Here is a 17,800-nt window from a genome sequence, read left to right as displayed (position 1 = left end):
TCGAGTTCTCGGTGGGCGTTGGGCCCCGGTCGGGCCCGAGTGGACGCCCGTATGCCGCCGTCGGATCGGCCCCGGCCGGTTCAGCGTTTGGAGGGGCGGACTCCGACGGTCCGTGGCATTCCAGCACAGTGCCCGATCTCCAACAAGGGGCGACGCTACGTGACGGTAGGAGTGACCCCACGTGGGGTCCGAGTGACGCTGCGTGCGACTTGGGCGCAGGGAAACCGTATCTTTCGGACACGCGGGTGGCCAGCAAAGCGGCGAAGGTCGTGACGCCGCGTCATGATTTTGTCCGATATGAGCTTTATGACCGCTATATTGGAGTGGGCACAATGTCGTAACTGTGCTGCCTACCCATAAGCAAAGTGAGCAAACTCACAGCAGTTTCGGTAGTGCTCGGTGGCCCGGGTGTGGAATGAGATCCTGGATGTGCCACTGAACGATTCCGAGGTGAGGTTCCCCGTGACCTTCAAGACCACCATGAGCTTCCGGCCGACGGCCAACCCCCGTCGCACGAAGCTCGACGCCCTCCCCGTGGACGGCGGCCCCGCGCTGCGCGCCTCCGCCGCCGAGCCTGCGGAACTCCCGCAGCACACGGCCAACCCGCGCCGCACCAACCTCATGATCGCCCCGGAACCGCGAACGGTCCAGTAGTCGTTCCCTCGAGATCACCCGAGGTCGTCCCCGAAGGCCCCGCCCCCGGCGGGGCCTTCGGCATGCCCGGGCGCGGGGGCCTAGGCTGAACTCGGTTCGATCACCGTCCAGCCGCGTCCAAGCCAGCAGCGTCCAAGCAAGAAGGAGACGTCCCCACCGTGCGTATCGCCAGGTTTTCCATCGAGGGGGCGGTCACTTTCGGCGTGGTCGACGCCGATGCCGAGACCGTCGCCGTGCTCGCCGGCCACCCGTTCGGCGAGCCGCAGCCGACCGGCCAGGTGCTGCCGCTGGCCGACGTCCGGCTGCTGCCGCCGATGCTGCCCAGCAAGATCGTCGCGGTGGGCCGCAACTACGCCGCCCACGCGGCCGAGCTGGGCAACGAGGTGCCCGAGGCGCCGCTCACCTTCTTCAAGCCGTCCACCTCGGTCATCGGTCCGACCGAGAACATCGCCTACCCGCCGTTCTCCTCGGACGTGCAGTACGAGGCCGAACTCGCCGTCGTGATCGGGCGGATGTGCCGCGAGGTGCCGCACGCCCGGGTCAACGAGGTGATCCTCGGTTACACCTGCGCCAACGACGTGACGGCGCGTGACATCCAGCAGCGCGAGGGCCAGTGGGCGCGCGCCAAGGGCTTCGACACGGCCTGCCCGCTGGGCCCGTGGATCGAGACCGAACTGGACCCGAACGACCTCGCCGTCACCTGCACCGTCAACGGCGAACTCCGCCAGGCCGGTCGCACCTCGCAGATGGTCCGCTCCATCGCCGACCTGATCGTGCACATCTCCGACGCGATGACCCTGCTGCCCGGCGACGTCATCCTGACCGGCACCCCGGCAGGCGTCGGCCCGCTGCAGATCGGTGACGAGGTCTCGGTCAACGTCGAAGGCATCGGCACGTTGACCAACCGTGTGGTCAAGCGTGGTTGACGGTTTCGACCGTATATCCGAGGACGTCCGGGGTGTCCTCTGGGACATCGACGACACGCTCTTCGACTACTCGGGGGCCGAACGCGCGGGCATTCTCGAGCACTTGGCCGAGCTCGACCTGCTGGGCGAGTTCGCCTCGCCCGAGCAGGCCCAGGCCTGGTGGACCGCGGACGTGGAGGCGGCCTACGGGCGCTTCCTGGCCGGTGAGATCGGCTTCCAGGAGCAGCGCCGGATCCGGGTCGAGGCCTTCCTCGCCCGGATCGGGCGCGCGACCCCGGACCCCGACGAGTGGTTCGCCCGCTACCTGGACGCCTTCGCCCGTCACCGTCGCGTCTTCGACGACGTGATACCGGCGCTCGACGCCCTCGGGGGCTACCGGCACGGGTTGCTGAGCAACTCGTCAAGTCGGTACCAGGAGGACAAGCTGGCCGCGATCGGCCTGCGCGGCCGGTTCGTCTCGCTCGTCTGCTCGGACGAGATCGGCTTCGCCAAGCCCGCGCCCGAGGCCTTCCTGGCCGGCTGCGCCGCGCTCGGACTGGCGCCGGAGCACGTGGTCTATGTCGGCGACCGGCTGACGACCGACGCCGAGGGAGCGCTGGCCGCCGGTCTGCACGCCGTCTGGCTGGACCGGAACGGGGCCGGCGACGGCCTGCGCGAGGGTGCCGACGTGCCGCGCGTGCGGACCCTCGCTGACCTGCCGGAGCTGCTGCGGCTTATCGATTTTGGAGCGCCGCCCACCATCCGGTAGTGTTCTTCTTGTTGCGCCGCCCGGGAGGGACGGGGAGAGCCGAGAGGTCCTCACCAAGATCACCTGGACAGTGCGATGGGATATGGTGTAATTGGCAGCACGACTGATTCTGGTTCAGTTAGTCTAGGTTCGAGTCCTGGTATCCCAGCCATAAACTTCATAGATCTTGCCCCCGTTGTGTAGCGGCCTAGCACGCTGCCCTCTCACGGCAGTAGCGCCGGTTCGAATCCGGTCGGGGGTACTCGGTCCGCAGGGACCAACGCCCCCGTTGTGTAGCGGCCTAGCACGCTGCCCTCTCACGGCAGTAGCGCCGGTTCGAATCCGGTCGGGGGTACTCGGTCCGCAAGGGCCAAAGCCCCCGTTGTGTAGCGGCCTAGCACGCTGCCCTCTCACGGCAGTAGCGCCGGTTCGAATCCGGTCGGGGGTACTTTTGGGGTATGGTGTAATTGGCAGCACGAGTGATTCTGGTTCATTTAGTCTAGGTTCGAGTCCTGGTACCCCAGCTCTGAAACACCCTTAAGACCCGCAAGGGTCTTTTTTGTTTTCCGAAACGCATGTGAACGGGCGGACCGCCGAGGCGGTCCGCCCGTTTTGGCTTTACGGGGGGAATCAGGCGCGGCGCAGCGCCTCGGTGAGGCGGCCGGCCGCCTCGACGATCGCCTGCGCGTGCAGGCGCCCGGGGTGGCGGGTCAGCCGCTCGATCGGGCCGGAGACGGAGACCGCCGCCACCACGCGGTTGGACGGCCCGCGGACCGGCGCCGAGACGGACGCCACACCGGGCTCGCGCTCGCCGATCGACTGCGCCCAGCCACGGCGGCGGACGCCGGAGAGCGCGGTCGCGGTGAACCGCGCGCCCTGGAGGCCGCGGTGCAGCCGCTCCGGCTCCTCCCAGGCGAGCAGCACCTGGGCCGCCGAACCCGCCTTCATCGGCAGCGTGCTGCCCACAGGGACGGTGTCCCGCAGGCCGGAGAGCCGCTCCGCCGCCGCCACACAGATACGTAGATCGCCCTGCCGCCGGTACAGCTGCGCGCTCTCGCCCGTCACGTCGCGGAGGTGGGTGAGCACCGGGCCGGCCGTGGCCAGCAGCCGGTCCTCGCCCGCCGCGGCGGAGAGCTCGGAGAGGCGGGGCCCCAGGATGAAGCGGCCCTGCATGTCACGGGTGACCAGGCGGTGATGCTCCAGAGCGACCGCCAGCCGGTGCGCGGTGGGGCGCGCCAATCCGGTTGCCGAGACGAGCCCGGCCAGGGTCGCGGGGCCTGCCTCTAGCGCGCTCAGCACCAGAGCAGCCTTGTCGAGAACGCCGACGCCACTAGAGTTGTCCATGCCCTGATATTGCAGTCTCGGATCGCGAGACGCAAGTTCAATCTTCTGGGATCTGCGCCACTCTGGAAAAACAGAGAGCAATCGACGGCTGTACCGGCGACGTCGCCGGTCGGAGGGATGGCGATGGGACGCACACTCGCGGAGAAGGTCTGGGACGACCACGTCGTTCGGCGCGCCGAGGGCGAGCCCGACCTCCTCTTCATCGATCTGCACCTCCTCCACGAGGTGACCAGTCCGCAGGCCTTCGACGGACTGCGTCTCGCGGGGCGGAAGGTGCGTCGTACCGATCTCACGATCGCGACCGAGGACCACAACACGCCGACCCTGGACATCGACAAGCCCATCGCGGACCCGGTTTCCAAGGTGCAGCTGGAGACGCTGCGCAGCAACTGCGCGGAGTTCGGCGTACGGCTGCACTCGCTGGGCGACGTCGAGCAGGGCGTCGTCCACGTGGTGGGACCGCAGCTGGGACTGACCCAGCCCGGCACCACCGTCGTCTGCGGCGACTCGCACACCTCCACGCACGGTGCCTTCGGCGCACTGGCGTTCGGCATCGGCACCAGCCAGGTCGAGCACGTGCTGGCCACGCAGACGCTGCCGATGGCGCCGTTCAAGACGATGGCCATCACCGTCGAGGGCGAACTGCCCGACGGCGTCACGGCCAAGGACCTGATCCTGGCCGTGATCGCCCGGATCGGCACCGGCGGCGGCCAGGGCTACGTCCTGGAGTACCGCGGTTCGGCAATCCGCGCGCTCTCGATGGAGGCGCGGATGACCATCTGCAACATGTCGATCGAGGCCGGCGCCCGCGCCGGGATGATCGCCCCGGACGAGACCACCTTCGCGTATCTCGAAGGCCGTCCGCACGCCCCCAAGGGCGAGGACTGGGACGCCGCGGTGGCGTACTGGAAGACCCTGGGCACCGACGAGGACGCGGTCTTCGACGCCGAGGTCTTCATCGACGCGAGTGAGCTGACCCCGTTCGTCACCTGGGGTACCAACCCGGGCCAGGGCGCCCCGCTGGGCGCGAACGTGCCGGACCCGGCCTCGTTCGAGGACCCGCAGGCGCGCATCGCCGCCGAGAACGCGCTGCGCTACATGGGCCTCACGGCCGGAACCCCGCTGCGCGAGGTGAAGGTCGACGCGGTCTTCGTGGGCTCCTGCACCAACGGCCGCATCGAGGACCTGCGCGCAGCGGCGTCGATCCTGGACGGCCGCCAGGTCGCCGACGGCGTGCGGATGCTGGTCGTCCCGGGCTCCGTCCGGGTCGCGCTGCAGGCGATCGAGGAGGGCCTGGACAAGGTGTTCACCGCGGCCGGTGCCGAGTGGCGTCACGCGGGTTGCTCGATGTGTCTGGGCATGAACCCGGACCAGCTGGCCCCGGGTGAGCGCTGCGCGTCCACCTCCAACCGCAACTTCGAGGGCCGCCAGGGCAAGGGCGGTCGTACCCACCTGGTCTCCCCGCAGGTGGCCGCCGCCACCGCGGTGCTGGGCCACCTGGCCTCGCCCGCCGACCTGTCCGACGCTCCGACCCTCGTGGAGGCCTGAACCGCCATGGAGAAGTTCACTTCGCACACCGGCCGGGCCGTTCCGCTGCGCCGCAGCAACGTCGACACCGACCAGATCATCCCGGCCCACTGGCTGAAGAAGGTCACCCGCAACGGCTTCGAGGACGGCCTGTTCGAGGCCTGGCGCAAGGACGACGCGTTCGTCCTCAACCAGCAGGAGTACCAGGGCGCGACGGTCCTGGTCGCCGGTCCCGAGTTCGGCACCGGCTCCTCCCGCGAGCACGCGGTCTGGGCGCTGCAGAACTACGGCTTCAAGGCCGTCATCTCCTCCCGTTTCGCCGACATCTTCCGTGGCAACTCGCTGAAGAACGGCCTGCTGACGGTGATCCTGCCGCAGGAGACCGTCGAGCGGCTGTGGGCGGTCGTCGAGGCCGACCCGCAGGCGGAGGTGACCGTCGACCTCACGGCCCGCGAGGTCCGCGCGGAGGGCGTCAACGCCCCCTTCGAGCTGGACGAGAACGTGCGTTGGCGCCTGCTCAACGGCCTGGACGACATCAGCATCACGCTGCAGCAGGAGGCCGAAATCGCCGCCTACGAGGCGACCCGTCCGAGCTTCAAGCCCGCGACGCAGCCTGTGGCCTGAGGCCTTCACAGGAGCGATTTTCCGTCAGCCCCCCGGTCTTCACCGGGGGGCTGATTGCTGTTCCGCTCGTGACTGTGTGTAAGGTCGTTGTGAACTACGGCGGAGAACAACTGGCCTCGGATGGCACAATCTCCGCATGAGTCGGAGCGACCAGCCGTCGGGCGACGACGACGCGGAGTGGTTCGAGGAGGCCGCGGACGCCGAGCTCTACCAGCTGGTCGCGCTCCGACTCAAGGATGCACACGCCCGTGTGCGTGCTCTGGACGTGTCGGACGCGGAGAGGGCCGCGTTGACCCGTTCGTTGCTCATTGTGACGGAGGCGGCGAAGCGCGATCTCCCGGAAGCAGCACGGAGGTTGGCGCGTTTCGTAGCGGACCTGGACGCCGGTCGGCGACCCGGTCCGACGGCGGGCTGAAACCCGAATCCATTGCGACACAAGGGTGATGCGCCCGTTTGGTTATTGAAATGGCGTATATACATGCCTAACGTGCGAATTGCCCAGAAAGAATCTTCCGGGCAACCGTTTCCGAAGGGGAAGACGTGAACAAGGCGCAGCTTGTTGAAGCGGTGGCCGAGCAGCTTGGTGGCCGTCGCGCCGCCGCAGAGGCAGTGGATGCTGTGCTCGACACCATCGTGCGTGCGGTGACCGCGGGAGACCGCGTGTCCGTGACGGGTTTCGGCACTTTCGAGAAGGTGGACCGCGCTGCGCGGTTCGCCCGCAACCCGCAGACCGGCGACCGGGTCAAGGTCAAGAAGACCGCGGTTCCGCGGTTCCGTCCGGGCCAGGGCTTCAAGGACCTGGTCAGCGGCTCGAAGAAGCTGCCGAAGTCGGGCGTCGCGGTCAAGAAGGCCCCCAAGGGCTCGCTGACTCCGGGCAAGAGCGGCATGGTCGCGCCGGCCGGTTCTCCGGCCGCGAAGAAGGCCGCTGCCGCGAAGAAGACCACGGCGAAGAAGACCACCGCCACGGTCAAGAAGGCCGCCGCCAAGAAGACCACGGCGGCTGCCAAGAAGACCACGGCCGCGAAGAAGACCACTGCCAAGAAGGCCACGACCGCGGCTGCGGTCAAGGCCCCCGCGAAGAAGACGGTCACCGCGTCCGCCACTCGCCCCGCCGCCAAGAAGGCGACGACGGCGAAGAAGACGGTCGCGGCCAAGAAGACCACCGCCGCCGCGAAGAAGACCGCGGCCAAGAAGGCCCCGGCCCGCAAGGCCGCGGCCAAGAAGTAAGTCCCTCCACACCCTCGGCTCCCCGCACCCCACGTGCGGGGAGCCGAGGCGTTTTTGCAGAGGGGGGCGTGTGCTGCCGCAGGTGGTTGCACCACCTAGGGGCGCGGGGCTGTGCTGATGTGCGGCTCCGCCGCGTGGGCGCGAGAAGGTGGGTGTGTGCTGCCGCGGGTGGTTGCACCACCTAGGGGCGCGGGGAACTGCGCGACAAGCCACCCTGCGAGGTAGAGCCCCGAACGCGCAGGGCCATCCGCACAGGGTGGTTGTTCGCGCAGTTCCTCGCGCCCCTGGAGGGTGCAGCCACCTGCGGGAGCGACGGTGCGGGTCCGTTCAGAACGTCTGCAACGTAATCAGCGTGATGCGCCGTTCGCCGCCCTCGCCCTCGGTCTCGATGCGGACGCGCTGCCCCGGCCGCAGCAGCCGCAACCCGCCCGCGTCGAACGCCGCCGCGTCGAACTTCAGCGCCGTGCCGTCGTCGAGAAGTACCTGGCCGCTGCGGCTGTCGGGGGAGTACGTGTACGCGGTTGCCTGCATGCGTCCAAGCGTAGCCAGCGTGCGGGGGCCCACGCCCAGCGCCAGGGCCACGGCGAGGTCCGCGCCGGTGTCCACGTCCCGGCGGACCGTCGCCGCGTCGAGCGGCGTGAGCTCGACCGCCCCGGACGCCGCGTGCCGGGCACGCGACTCGCCGCCGAACGCCGGCGCCAACCGCACGCCCGCGCCCGCGGCCAACAGCACCGTGCCGACGCCCTGGGTGTCCGCCAGGAACGCCCGGGGGAACGGATGCGCCGCCGTCAGGACCCGCGTCAGCTCCGCCGGGAGCAACGCGGGGAGGTCCGCCGACATCGCCGCCACCGCGCCCGCCCCCAGCGCGCTGCGCGCGTACTCCGCGCCGTGGTTGAGCGCCGCGTTGAGACCGGCCGCCGGGGCGTCGGGGATCACGACCGCGCCCGCGAGGGCCAGCTCCGCGCCCGCCGCCGGGTCGTCGCAGACGGCCACCACGCCTGCCACGCACGCGCTGCGCAGCGCCGCGTCCACCGTGTCGAGGGCGAAGGCCAGCGCCAGCTCCGGCCGCAGCGCGCCGACCGCAGGGGCCAGGCGGGACTTGGCCGTCGCCGGTGGCTTGAGCGGTATCACGAGGGTGTACTGCGGGGTGGTCATCGGGGGCCATTCTGCCCCGCTCGGATCCCGTGTCCGCGCGGCGGTGGACCGGTACGGCCGGGGGTGCCTCGACAGTCGGTCGAGCCAGGGGCGACACTTGTGCGGTTGAACATCCGAGTTCCCCGGGGTCCCCGGCGAGGATTCAAGCGAATCAAACGAGGAGGAGTGCTCGTGCCCGGCTCCAGCACCAGGGCGGCGCGCCGCACATACGGTTTCTGGTACCGCCTGGCGGCGGTCATCGCCAAGCCGCCGCTGTTCGTGCTGACCAAGCGGGACTGGCGCGGATACGAGAACTTTCCTGCCGAAGGCGGATTCCTCACCGCGATCAACCACAACTCGTATTTGGACCCGCTGGTCTACGGTCACTATCAGTACGACTCGGGACGTCCGGCACGATTTCTGGCGAAGGCGGGCGTGTTCAAGGTGCCCGGCGTGAAGCAGATTCTCCACGGCGCCCGAATGATCCCCGTCTACCGCGGATCCGCCGACGCGGCGCACGCATTCCGGGCCGCGATCGAGGCCGTCGACGAGGGTGAGTGCGTCGCGTTCTACATCGAGGGCACGCTGACCCGCGACCCCGACCTGTGGCCGATGACCGGCAAGACGGGCGCCGCCCGCGTCGCGCTGACGACGGGTGCGCCGGTCATCCCGGTGGCCCAGTGGGGCGCGCACGAGATCATGCCGCGCTACGCGAAGGGCGGTAAGGGCAACCGGCGTTTCAAGCCCTTCCCCCGACACACCGTCAAGGTCCTGGCGGGCCCGCCGGTCGACCTCGACCGCTGGCGTGGGCAGGAGCTCACCGGAACGGTTCTGCGCGAGGCGACGGACGCCATCATGGACGACATCACCGCGCTGCTGGAGCAGTTGCGCGGCGAGAAGGCCCCGGCCGAGCGCTTCGACATGGCCAGGGCCCGTGCCGGCGCCACCCGGGAGAAGACGCGCGAGAACGCGAAGGAGTCCGCCGAGTGACCACCCGTTGCGCCGTCTTCGGCACCGGATCCTGGGGCACGGCCTTCGCCATGATCCTGGCGGACGCGGGCTGCGAGGTGAACCTCTGGGGACGGCGTCAGGAAGTTGTCGACGCCATCAACGGCACCCGGACGAACCCGTGGTACCACCCCGACATCGAGCTGCCGCCGGGCGTCACCGCCACCACGGACCCCGCGAAGGCCGCGGCCGAGGCGGAGTTCACCGTCCTGACCGTCCCCTCCCAGACGCTGCGCGCCAACCTCACCGAGTGGGCGCCGCTGCTGGCCAAGGACACCGTGCTGGTCAGCCTGATGAAGGGCGTCGAGGTCGGCACGGCCAAGCTGATGAGCGAGGTCATCGGCGAGGTCGCCGGTGTGCCGGACGATCGGATCGCGGTCGTCTCCGGCCCGAACCTCGCGCCTGAGATCGTCCGCAGGCAGCCTGCGGCCAGCGTCGTCGCGTGCACGGACCCGGAGGTCGGCCGCCGACTCCAGACGGCTTGTCTGACGGGCTACTTCCGCCCGTACACCATCACCGACGTGGTCGGCGCGGAGCTCGGCGGCGCGGTCAAGAACGTCATCGGACTGGCCGTCGGCATCGCGGACGGCATGGGTCTCGGCGACAACACCAAGGCCTCCCTGATCACCCGCGGCCTCGCCGAGACCACCCGCCTCGGCCTGGCGATGGGGGCGGACGCCCACACCTTCGCGGGCTTGGCGGGCATGGGCGACCTGGTCGCGACCTGCTCCTCGCCGCTCTCCCGCAACCACACCTTCGGCACCAACCTCGGTCGTGGCATGAGCCTTGACGAGGCGATCGCCGCGACGCGCCAGACGGCGGAGGGCGTCAAGTCCTGCGTCTCGGTCCTCGACCTGGCCCAACGCCACGGCGTCGACATGCCGATCACGGCGACGGTGGTCGACATCGTCCACGGCGGGAAGTCTCCGCAGACGGCGCTCAAGGAGCTCATGGGCAGGTCGGCCAAGCCCGAACGCCGGTAGGTACGGGGCGATCGCGCCCCGGGGCGAGGTGGTGCAGCGCCCCGTCGCACACGAACGCCCGCCTGACGGGCCTTCGCTGGACAGGGCGGGTAGTGTCCTACGGGATATGAGCACTCAGCCTTCCTCTCCCAGCCCCCGCCCCGCCTCGGAAGGCCACCGCAAGCCACGCGTCGCCGTGGTCTTCGGCGGCCGGAGCTCCGAGCACGGCGTGTCCGTCGTCACCGCGGGAAGCGTCCTCCGCGCGCTCGACCGCAACGCCTACGAAGTGCTGCCGATCGGCATCACCCCGGACGGCCGCTTCGCGCTGACCACCGACGAGCCCGAGCGCATGGCCATCACCGACGGCAAGCTGCCCGACGTGGACCAGCTGGCCGAGTCCGCCGACGGGCAGGTGAACCTGCCCGCGAGCCCGCTCGCGCGTGAGGTCGTCTACACCGAGCCCGGCTCCGTGCCGAAGGCGCTCGGCGAGGTCGACGTCGTTCTGCCGCTGCTGCACGGCCCGTGGGGCGAGGACGGCACCCTGCAGGGGCTGCTGGAGCTCTCCGGGGTGCCCTATGTCGGCTCGGGCGTGCTCTCCAGCGCCGTCGGGATGGACAAGGAGTACACCAAGCGCGTGCTCCAGGCCTTCGGCCTGCCCGTCGGTCCGTACACCGTGATCCGTCCGCGTGAGTGGGAGAGCGAGGCCGGTCGCGAGGCCGCCGTCGCCCGGATCAACGAGATGCAGTACCCGGTCTTCGTGAAGCCGACCCGCGCCGGCTCCAGCATCGGCATCACCAAGGTGGACGACCCGGCGGACCTTCACCGCGCGATCGAGTTCGCCCGGGAGCACGACCCGAAGGTGATCGTCGAGGAGGGCGTGCGCGGCCGTGAACTGGAGTGCGGCGTCCTGGAGTTCGAGGACGGCCCGCGCGCCAGCCTGCCGGCCGAGGTGCTCGTCGGTGAGGGCTTCGACTTCTACGACTTCGACGCCAAGTACATCGACTCCAGCGACGTGAAGATCCCGGCCGACCTGACCGACGACGAGACGGCGCGGCTGCGCAAGCTAGCCGCGGAGGTCTTCGAGGCGCTCTCCTGCGAGGGCCTGGCGCGCGTCGACGTCTTCCTCAAGGAGGACGGCGAGTTCGTGGTCAACGAGGTCAACACCATGCCGGGCTTCACGCCGATCTCGGCGTTCCCGAAGATGTGGGAGGCCACCGGCCTCGACTACCCGCAGCTGGTCGACCACCTGCTCCAGGCCGCGCTGCGCCGCTCCACCGGCCTGCGCTGAGGCGTCCGTCCGAGGAGGCGATGTCCCGCTCGCGGCGACGCGAGCGGGACGTCCGCGTCAGAGGTCAGGCGTCAGGGCGGCAGGCGTCAGGAGTTCGAGCAGTTGAACTTCTTGTCGCTGTCGAAGGGGCTCGCCTTCGCCACGATCCCGGAGAGCTCGGTCAGCGGGGACTGCTTGCCCGCGTACGCGGAGGGGACGTCGACCTCGACGATCGCCTGCTGGTCCGCCGCCGAGAAGGTGAAGCTGCGGTCGGACTGGTTGTAGACCGAGACCCAGCAGACGGAGCCGACCAGCGCTCCGCTGACGTTCTCGCCCTCGGGGTCGTAGTCCTTGGAGGCCGGGTCGATGATGCCGGGCAGACCCGCGCCGCAGCGCAGCGTCACCGCGGGGTCGCCCCAGGCGGCGGTGTTCGGGCTGGCCGGTGAGGTGTCGCGCCGCGACAGGCCCATCAGCGTCTTCGGCAGGGTCTTCGAGAGTGCCGTGCAGTCCTGGGCGACCACGCCCGTGGTCCGCGGCGCGGAGACGGGCACGCTGCCGCCCCCGCCACCGCCGCAGGCGGTCAGCGAGAGGGCGGCTGCTGCTAGCAGCGCGGACGACGCGGCAAACCTTGTCACCCGGCGATGCTAACGGGCACTACAGATGGACCACCGGGCAGGTCAGGGTCCGGGTGATGCCTTCGATCTTCTGGATCGACGCGACGACCATGCGTCCGAGGTCGTCGACCGTGTCGGCCTCGGCGCGGACGATCACGTCATAGGGACCGGTCACGTCCTCTGCTTGGACCACTCCGTCGATCGCGGAGATGACCTCGGCCACATTGGACGCCTTGCCGACTTCTGTCTGGATGAGGATGTACGCCTGTACCACGTGGGACTCCCGGCGGCTCGAAACGGAGATCTTGCGGAAGTTGTGGTTCCCCGGCTGTGCCGAAGGAAACGGGGAACCGCAACGCTATCGCTCCGCGTGCCGCTCAGCGAGACCTGAGACGCCCCCGCAGGGCGTACGCTGCGCGCGGGAGCGTGCGTGAGCGTCCGCGCCCGTGACCAGAGTGACCAGAACGACGAGATGTTGACGAGATCCGGAAGGACACCCATGCAGGTCGGCGAGCTCGGTGAGTTCGGACTGATCCGGGAGCTCACCTCCCGGTTGCCGATGACGTCGGCCGTGGAACTCGGACCCGGCGACGACGCCGCCGTCGTCGCGGCCCCGGACGGCCGCGTGGTGGCCACCACCGACGTCCTGCTGGAGGGCCGCCACTTCCGCCGCGACTGGTCCACCGCCTACGACGTCGGCCGCAAGAGCGCGGCGCAGAACCTCGCCGACGTGGCCGCGATGGGCGCGGTGCCGACCGCGCTGCTGCTGGGCCTGGTGGTCCCGACCGAGCTGCCGGTGACCTGGGCCCTGGAGCTGATGGACGGCCTGCGGGACGAGTGCCAGGTCGCGGGCGCGGCCGTGGTCGGCGGGGACGTGGTGCGCGGCGACGTGATCACCATCTCCATCACCGCTCTGGGCGACCTCCAGGGACGCAAGGCGATCACCCGGACGGGAGCCAAGCCCGGCGACAAGGTCGCCGTGACCGGCTGGCTGGGCTGGTCGGCGGCGGGCTTCACCGTCCTCTCGCGCGGCTTCCGCTCGCCGCGCGCCTTCGTCGAGGCGCACCGGCGTCCGGAGCCGCCGTACCACGCGGGTCCGGCGGCGGCGCAGCTCGGTGCGACGTCGATGATCGACATCAGCGACGGCCTGGTCGCCGACCTGGGCCATGTCGCCGAGGCGAGCAACGTGGTCATCGACCTGCGCGCCGCCGACTTCGACATCCCCGCGCAGATGTCCGACATCGGCCAGGCCGTGGGCGTCGACCCGCTGACCTGGGTGCTGTCCGGGGGAGAGGACCACGCGCTGGTGGCGACCTTCCCGGCGGACGTCCAACTGCCCTCGCGCTGGCGCGTGGTCGGCGAGGTGGTCCGCCCGGCGGGCCTGTCCCGCAAGGGCACCGTGACGGTGGACGGCGCACCGTGGGACCGCACCGGAGGCTGGGACCACTTCGGCGGCGCCGTCCAGGCCTGACAGCGACCGGACCGAACGACCCGACGCCGAACTCGACAGCCTGACCGCGACAGGACTGAGCTCGACAGGACCGACGGCCCGTCGAGGCCGGGGCGGGCACCCCCTTTGTGCATAGTCTTCCCTTATGCGAATCGGTGTGCTGACGAGCGGCGGCGACTGTCCCGGCCTGAACGCGGTGATCCGCTCGGTGGTCCACCGGGCGGTCACCGAACACGGGGACACCGTCATCGGCATCGAGGACGGCTTCCTGGGCCTGGTCGAGGGCCGCGCCCGTCCCCTCGGGCTGGACGCCGTCACCGGCATCCTGACACGCGGCGGCACCATCCTCGGCTCCGCCCGCGTCGCCCGTGAGCGGATGCGCGACGCCGTCGGCCGCGCGGGGGAGTTGGCCTCCGCCCTGGGCATCGACGCGCTGATCACCATCGGCGGCGAGGGCACCCTCACCGCGGCCCGCCTGTTCAGCGAGGCCGGACTCCCGGTCGTCGCGGTGCCGAAGACCATCGACAACGACATCGACGCGACGGACGTGACCTTCGGCCACGACACGGCCGTGTGGGTCGCCACGGAGGCGATCGACCGCCTGAAGACCACTGCGGAATCCCACCAACGTGTGATGGTGCTGGAACTGATGGGTCGCCACACCGGGTGGATCACCCTCCACGCGGGCATGGCCGGCGGCGCGCACGGCATCCTGATCCCGGAGCGGCCGTTCGACGTGGAGGCGGTCTGCTGCATGGTCGAGGAGCGGTTCTCGCGCGGCAAGAAGTTCGCCATCGTCGCGGTCGCGGAGGGCGCGCAGCCCGCACCGGGCACGATGCGGTTCCAGCACGGCGGCACGGACGCCTTCGGCCACCAGACCTTCGGCGGCATCGGCCCGCGGCTGGCGGGCGAGATCGCCCAGTGGCTCAACAAGGAGTCCAAGCCGGTCATCCTCGGGCACGTCCAGCGCGGCGGCACTCCCACGGCCCAGGACCGCGTCCTGGCCACCCGCTTCGGCTGGCACGCGGTCGAGGCGGTCCACGCGGGCGCGTTCGGCCACATGACCGCTCTCCGCGGCACCACGATCCGGCTCGCGCCGATCGCGGAGGCGGTGGCCCACTTGAAGACCGTCCCGGAGTCCCGCTGGACGGAGGCGGAGGCGGTCCTCTGACCGGGCAGAGGGCAACCACCTGCGGCAGCGAAGGCACCGGCTTACCGACTCACTAGAGTGAAGCCATGGCTTCTCCCTCCTCCGCACCGCCCCGCGTGCTGACCATCGCCGGATCCGATTCCGGCGGCGGCGCCGGGATCCAGGCTGACCTCAAGACGATGCTGGCCCTCGGGACGCACGGTATGAGCGTCATCGTCGCCGTCACCGCGCAGAACTCCGTGGGCGTGCAGGGGTACTGGGAGCTCCCGGTCGAGGCCGTCGTCGCGCAGTACCGGAGCGTCGTGGACGACATCGGGGTGCAGGCCGTGAAGACGGGCATGCTCGCCAGCGCCGAACTGGTCGAGGCGGTCGCGTCGCTGCTCGCGGAGAGCACGGAGCGCGTGCCCGTCGTCGTGGACCCGGTCGGGGTCTCCAAGCACGGGGACACGCTGCTCGCCCAGTCCGCCGTCTCCGTGCTCCGGGACCGCCTGCTGCCGCAGGCGACCCTCGCCACGCCCAACCTGCACGAAGTGGCGCAACTCACGGGCGTCGAGGTGACCCGGGAGGCCGAACTCTCCGACGCGGCGAAGGCCGTGCAGGACCTCGGGCCGGAGTGGGTGCTGATCAAGGGCGGGCACCTGGAGGGCGACGCGGTCGACCTGCTGCGCGGGCCGGACGGCGCCGAGCGGCTGTTCCGGGCGCCGCGTTACGACAACCGGCACACCCACGGCACCGGCTGCACGCTCGCCAGCGCCATCGCCTCGCACCTGGCGCTGGGGCTGGACGTCCCGGACGCGGTCGCCGCGTCGAAGGAGTACATCACCGGCGCGATCGCGGCGGGCTTCCCGCTCGGCTCGGGCATCGGCCCGGTCGACCACGCCTGGCGCTGGCGCACGGCCTGAGCGGTCCGGCCCCTGTCCTCAGGGGCTGTGAACACATGCGGGCACAAAAGCAAAGGGTCGGCCCACCTTTCGGTGGACCGACCCTTGCGAAGCCGGAGGCGTGGCCGCGTCAGCGGGAAACCTTGCCGGCCTTGATGCACGAGGTGCAGACGTTGAGCCGCTTCGGCGTACGCCCGATCACAGCGCGGACCGTCTGGATGTTGGGGTTCCAACGACGACGGGTCCGGCGGTGCGAGTGGGAGATGTTGTTGCCGAAGCCCGGCCCCTTGCCGCAGACGTCGCAGTTGGCAGCCACGGGAGTCACTCCAAAGACTTCAGATGCACTAACGATTCCAACCCCGTCGACGCGAGCGCCGTGGTTGGCAGCTCGCACTGCCTTCCCTGGGGGTGGCCTGGACGGACGCCCAGGCAACCGGAGCAGCATACATCGGCTGACTCCGTACAACGAAATTACCATGACCAGGCTCCCGACCTCGCATCGCCGACCGCCATCGCCACACAACCGGGCGGTAGCCTGCGAGTGACGCCCCTGCCTGCGAGGAGACTTCCCGGTGCCGCACGCCCTCGACGCCCAGGCCGTCCGCAACTGGTGCCGGCTCTCGCTGGCCGCCCTGGGACAGGCCCGCGAGGAGATCGACGCCATCAACGTCTACCCCGTGCCGGACGGGGACACCGGGACCAACCTCTATCTGACCGTCGAGTCCGCCACCCAGCGGGTCGAGGCGCTCTTCGAGGACGACGCCCGTCCCAGCACCGGGAGCGCGCTCCACGCCCTCGCCCACGGCGCGCTGCTCGGCGCGCGGGGCAACTCCGGAGTGATCCTTTCGCAGTTGCTGCGCGGCATCGCCGCCTCCGTCGCGGACGGGCCCGCCGACGCCGACGCCTTGTGCGCTGCCCTGCGAGCCGCGGCCGAAGCGGGGTACGAGGCGGTGGCCCGGCCCGTCGAGGGCACCATGCTGACCGTGGCCGCCGCTGCCGCCGACGGGGTCGCCCAGCTCCCGCCGGACTGCGGGATCGACGCCGTGGCGGAGGGCGCCTACGAGGCGGCACGCACCGCGCTCGCGCTCACACCACGCCAGCTGGACGTCCTCGGCCGGGCCGGTGTCGTGGACGCGGGCGGCCGTGGACTGGTCGCGGTGCTGGGCGCGTTGGCGGACGCCGTCAGCGGCCAGTCGCCGATGGGCCCGCTGGCCCTCGGCATGCGTCCCGCTCTCGATCCGGGCGTCATCGACCACCACGACTCGGCGACTCCGCCCGTCGCGCTCGCGGACGGACCGGCCTACGAGGTCATCTACCTCCTGGACGCCGTCGACGAGAGGCTTCCCGCGCTGCGCGCGCGGTTGGACGTGCTCGGCGAATCACTGGTCGTGGTCGGCGGCGACGGGCTCTGGAACGTCCACGTCCATGTGGACGACCCCGGCGCGGCCGTGGAGGCCGGGATCGAGGCGGGGCGTCCGCACCGGATCAGGATCACCCACTTCGCCTCCGCCGCCGCGTCCGCGTCCGCACTGGGCGCGGTCGGTATGACCGGCGCGCAGGCGGGGGAGCTGGGAGACCAGCGCGCGGTCGTCAGCGTGGTCCAGGGCGAGGGCCTGGCCGAGCTCTGCCGTGGCTGCGGGGCGACCGTCCTGCACGCGGACCCCGACCGCGCGCCCAGCAGCGCGGAGTTGGCCGGCGCGATCCGGCTGACCCGCGCCCGCGAGGTGGTGCTGCTGCTCAACGACGCGGAACTGCGCGCCGCCGCCGGCGCCGCCGCCGACCAACTGCGCGACGAGGGCGTCCGGGTGGCCGTGCTCCCGACCCGCTCGCCGGTGCAGGGGCTGGCCGCGCTCGCCGTCCACGAGCCTGGTCGCCGATTCGACGAGGACGTGGTCGCGATGACCTCCGCCGCCGGAGCCACCCGCTACGCGGAACTGGCCCTGGCGGAGGGCGAGTCGTGGACCATGGCCGGCGTCTGCCAGGCCGGGGACGTGCTCGGGCTGATCGACGGCGACGTCGCCGTGATCGGCGGCGCGGGCACGACGGCGGCCACGGCGGCCGTCGTCCTGGACCGGATGCTCGCGGCAGGCGGCGAGATGGTCACCCTGATCCTCGGCGAGGGCACCGACGCGGCGCTGGCCGACGAGTTGGTGGCCCACGTCCGGCGGTCCAACCCGGTGGTCGACACCGTCGTCTACCGGGGCGGCCAGGGCTCCTCGCCCCTGGTCATCGGCGTCGAATGACGCGTCGAGCGACGCGTCGAGCGACGCACGAGTGACGCGTCGAGTGACACGTCCGGCACGGC

The 17,800-nt window shown here is 70.7% G+C and carries 19 protein-coding genes and 5 tRNA genes; 19 read left to right on the top strand and 5 right to left on the bottom strand.

Annotated features, from left to right (window positions below; genetic code table 11):
- The first annotated feature begins 462 nt into the window (after positions 1 to 462).
- The 8 genes from I2501_RS04765 to I2501_RS04730 all read left to right on the top strand — a co-directional run bounded on the left by I2501_RS04765 (position 463) and on the right by I2501_RS04730 (position 2,831).
- Positions 463 to 654, top strand: coding sequence for a hypothetical protein (locus tag I2501_RS04765; RefSeq protein ID WP_196193027.1), 192 nt, complete (start codon positions 463 to 465; stop codon positions 652 to 654).
- Positions 655 to 812: 158 nt separating this feature from the next.
- Positions 813 to 1,580: a fumarylacetoacetate hydrolase family protein gene (locus I2501_RS04760; RefSeq protein WP_196192547.1), complete on the top strand. Its 768-nt coding sequence runs from the start codon at positions 813 to 815 to the stop codon at positions 1,578 to 1,580.
- On the top strand, positions 1,573 to 2,328 hold the full coding sequence (locus I2501_RS04755) for an HAD family hydrolase (RefSeq protein ID WP_328806195.1): 756 nt from the start codon (positions 1,573 to 1,575) through the stop codon (positions 2,326 to 2,328). Before I2501_RS04760 ends, I2501_RS04755 begins: the two co-directional genes overlap by 8 nt.
- 76 nt (positions 2,329 to 2,404) lie before the next feature.
- Positions 2,405 to 2,479, top strand: a tRNA-Gln gene (locus I2501_RS04750).
- Positions 2,480 to 2,496: 17 nt separating this feature from the next.
- Positions 2,497 to 2,569, top strand: a tRNA-Glu gene (locus tag I2501_RS04745).
- Between the two features lie 20 nt (positions 2,570 to 2,589).
- Positions 2,590 to 2,662 (top strand) — tRNA-Glu (locus tag I2501_RS04740).
- A gap of 20 nt (positions 2,663 to 2,682) precedes the next feature.
- Positions 2,683 to 2,755 (top strand) — tRNA-Glu (locus I2501_RS04735).
- 4 nt (positions 2,756 to 2,759) lie between these two features.
- A tRNA-Gln gene (locus tag I2501_RS04730) sits at positions 2,760 to 2,831 on the top strand.
- A gap of 106 nt (positions 2,832 to 2,937) precedes the next feature.
- Here I2501_RS04730 and I2501_RS04725 read toward each other — a convergent pair.
- Positions 2,938 to 3,651, bottom strand: coding sequence for an IclR family transcriptional regulator (locus I2501_RS04725; RefSeq protein WP_196192546.1), 714 nt, complete (start codon positions 3,649 to 3,651; stop codon positions 2,938 to 2,940).
- A 123-nt stretch (positions 3,652 to 3,774) separates the two neighbouring features.
- Here I2501_RS04725 and leuC point away from each other — a divergent pair, with 123 nt between their 5' ends.
- The 4 genes from leuC (at position 3,775) to I2501_RS04705 (ending at position 7,029) form a co-directional block, all read left to right on the top strand.
- Entirely contained in the window at positions 3,775 to 5,199 is a 1,425-nt protein-coding gene (leuC, locus tag I2501_RS04720) for a 3-isopropylmalate dehydratase large subunit (protein ID WP_196192545.1), read from the top strand.
- A 6-nt stretch (positions 5,200 to 5,205) separates the two neighbouring features.
- On the top strand, positions 5,206 to 5,802 hold the full coding sequence (leuD, locus tag I2501_RS04715; RefSeq protein ID WP_196192544.1) for a 3-isopropylmalate dehydratase small subunit: 597 nt from the start codon (positions 5,206 to 5,208) through the stop codon (positions 5,800 to 5,802).
- Positions 5,803 to 5,938: 136 nt separating this feature from the next.
- Positions 5,939 to 6,217, top strand: a complete 279-nt coding sequence (locus I2501_RS04710; protein ID WP_236045870.1) for an SCO5555 family protein — start codon at positions 5,939 to 5,941, stop codon at positions 6,215 to 6,217.
- A 125-nt stretch (positions 6,218 to 6,342) separates the two neighbouring features.
- Positions 6,343 to 7,029 (top strand): HU family DNA-binding protein, encoded by a 687-nt coding sequence (locus I2501_RS04705; RefSeq protein WP_196192543.1) that lies wholly within the window; start codon positions 6,343 to 6,345, stop codon positions 7,027 to 7,029.
- A gap of 327 nt (positions 7,030 to 7,356) precedes the next feature.
- Here the strand turns inward: I2501_RS04705 and cofC are convergent, their stop codons facing one another.
- Positions 7,357 to 8,184, bottom strand: a complete 828-nt coding sequence (gene cofC, locus I2501_RS04700; protein WP_196192542.1) for a 2-phospho-L-lactate guanylyltransferase — start codon at positions 8,182 to 8,184, stop codon at positions 7,357 to 7,359.
- A 171-nt stretch (positions 8,185 to 8,355) separates the two neighbouring features.
- Here cofC and I2501_RS04695 point away from each other — a divergent pair, with 171 nt between their 5' ends.
- The 3 genes from I2501_RS04695 to I2501_RS04685 all read left to right on the top strand — a co-directional run bounded on the left by I2501_RS04695 (position 8,356) and on the right by I2501_RS04685 (position 11,421).
- Complete coding sequence (locus I2501_RS04695; RefSeq protein ID WP_196192541.1) at positions 8,356 to 9,153, top strand: lysophospholipid acyltransferase family protein; 798 nt, start codon at positions 8,356 to 8,358, stop codon at positions 9,151 to 9,153.
- Complete coding sequence (locus tag I2501_RS04690) at positions 9,150 to 10,154, top strand: NAD(P)H-dependent glycerol-3-phosphate dehydrogenase (RefSeq protein ID WP_196192540.1); 1,005 nt, start codon at positions 9,150 to 9,152, stop codon at positions 10,152 to 10,154. Before I2501_RS04695 ends, I2501_RS04690 begins: the two co-directional genes overlap by 4 nt.
- A 106-nt stretch (positions 10,155 to 10,260) precedes the next feature.
- Entirely contained in the window at positions 10,261 to 11,421 is a 1,161-nt protein-coding gene (locus I2501_RS04685; protein WP_196192539.1) for a D-alanine--D-alanine ligase family protein, read from the top strand.
- 86 nt (positions 11,422 to 11,507) lie between these two features.
- Here I2501_RS04685 and I2501_RS04680 read toward each other — a convergent pair whose 3' ends face one another.
- Both I2501_RS04680 and I2501_RS04675 read right to left on the bottom strand, forming a co-directional pair.
- Complete coding sequence (locus tag I2501_RS04680; protein ID WP_196192538.1) at positions 11,508 to 12,035, bottom strand: DUF3515 domain-containing protein; 528 nt, start codon at positions 12,033 to 12,035, stop codon at positions 11,508 to 11,510.
- A gap of 19 nt (positions 12,036 to 12,054) precedes the next feature.
- Positions 12,055 to 12,288, bottom strand: a complete 234-nt coding sequence (locus I2501_RS04675; RefSeq protein WP_196192537.1) for an Lrp/AsnC family transcriptional regulator — start codon at positions 12,286 to 12,288, stop codon at positions 12,055 to 12,057.
- Between the two features lie 225 nt (positions 12,289 to 12,513).
- Between I2501_RS04675 and I2501_RS04670 the strand changes: the two genes are divergently transcribed.
- The 3 genes from I2501_RS04670 to thiD all read left to right on the top strand — a co-directional run bounded on the left by I2501_RS04670 (position 12,514) and on the right by thiD (position 15,516).
- Positions 12,514 to 13,485 carry a thiamine-phosphate kinase gene (locus I2501_RS04670; protein WP_196192536.1) on the top strand — a complete coding sequence of 324 codons (972 nt, stop codon included), beginning with the start codon at positions 12,514 to 12,516 and terminating at the stop codon, positions 13,483 to 13,485.
- Between the two features lie 124 nt (positions 13,486 to 13,609).
- Positions 13,610 to 14,635: a 6-phosphofructokinase gene (locus tag I2501_RS04665; protein WP_196192535.1), complete on the top strand. Its 1,026-nt coding sequence runs from the start codon at positions 13,610 to 13,612 to the stop codon at positions 14,633 to 14,635.
- A gap of 65 nt (positions 14,636 to 14,700) precedes the next feature.
- Positions 14,701 to 15,516: a bifunctional hydroxymethylpyrimidine kinase/phosphomethylpyrimidine kinase gene (gene thiD / locus I2501_RS04660; RefSeq protein WP_196192534.1), complete on the top strand. Its 816-nt coding sequence runs from the start codon at positions 14,701 to 14,703 to the stop codon at positions 15,514 to 15,516.
- A 109-nt stretch (positions 15,517 to 15,625) separates the two neighbouring features.
- On the opposite strand, the gene rpmB is transcribed toward thiD, so the two are convergent.
- Complete coding sequence (gene rpmB, locus I2501_RS04655) at positions 15,626 to 15,811, bottom strand: 50S ribosomal protein L28 (RefSeq protein ID WP_035846000.1); 186 nt, start codon at positions 15,809 to 15,811, stop codon at positions 15,626 to 15,628.
- A gap of 256 nt (positions 15,812 to 16,067) precedes the next feature.
- Between rpmB and I2501_RS04650 the strand changes: the two genes are divergently transcribed.
- Positions 16,068 to 17,738 (top strand): DAK2 domain-containing protein, encoded by a 1,671-nt coding sequence (locus I2501_RS04650; protein ID WP_196192533.1) that lies wholly within the window; start codon positions 16,068 to 16,070, stop codon positions 17,736 to 17,738.
- Positions 17,739 to 17,800 lie beyond the last annotated feature (62 nt).

The organism is Streptacidiphilus fuscans (assembly GCF_015690355.1).
GTDB classification, from domain to species: domain Bacteria; phylum Actinomycetota; class Actinomycetes; order Streptomycetales; family Streptomycetaceae; genus Streptacidiphilus; species Streptacidiphilus fuscans.
This window is presented reverse-complemented; position numbering and strand designations above follow the sequence as displayed.

Bases quoted from the DNA above. Each gene is read 5' to 3' on its own strand.
- leuC (WP_196192545.1), top strand. From the start codon at position 3,775: ATGGGACGCACACTCGCGGAGAAGGTCTGGGACGACCACGTCGTTCGG.
- I2501_RS04665 (WP_196192535.1), top strand. From the start codon at position 13,610: ATGCGAATCGGTGTGCTGACGAGCGGCGGCGACTGTCCCGGCCTGAAC.
- leuD (WP_196192544.1), top strand. From the start codon at position 5,206: ATGGAGAAGTTCACTTCGCACACCGGCCGGGCCGTTCCGCTGCGCCGC.
- I2501_RS04725 (WP_196192546.1), bottom strand. From the start codon at position 3,651: ATGGACAACTCTAGTGGCGTCGGCGTTCTCGACAAGGCTGCTCTGGTG.
- thiD (WP_196192534.1), top strand. From the start codon at position 14,701: ATGGCTTCTCCCTCCTCCGCACCGCCCCGCGTGCTGACCATCGCCGGA.
- cofC (WP_196192542.1), bottom strand. From the start codon at position 8,184: ATGACCACCCCGCAGTACACCCTCGTGATACCGCTCAAGCCACCGGCG.
- I2501_RS04710 (WP_236045870.1), top strand. From the start codon at position 5,939: ATGAGTCGGAGCGACCAGCCGTCGGGCGACGACGACGCGGAGTGGTTC.
- I2501_RS04685 (WP_196192539.1), top strand. From the start codon at position 10,261: ATGAGCACTCAGCCTTCCTCTCCCAGCCCCCGCCCCGCCTCGGAAGGC.
- I2501_RS04670 (WP_196192536.1), top strand. From the start codon at position 12,514: ATGCAGGTCGGCGAGCTCGGTGAGTTCGGACTGATCCGGGAGCTCACC.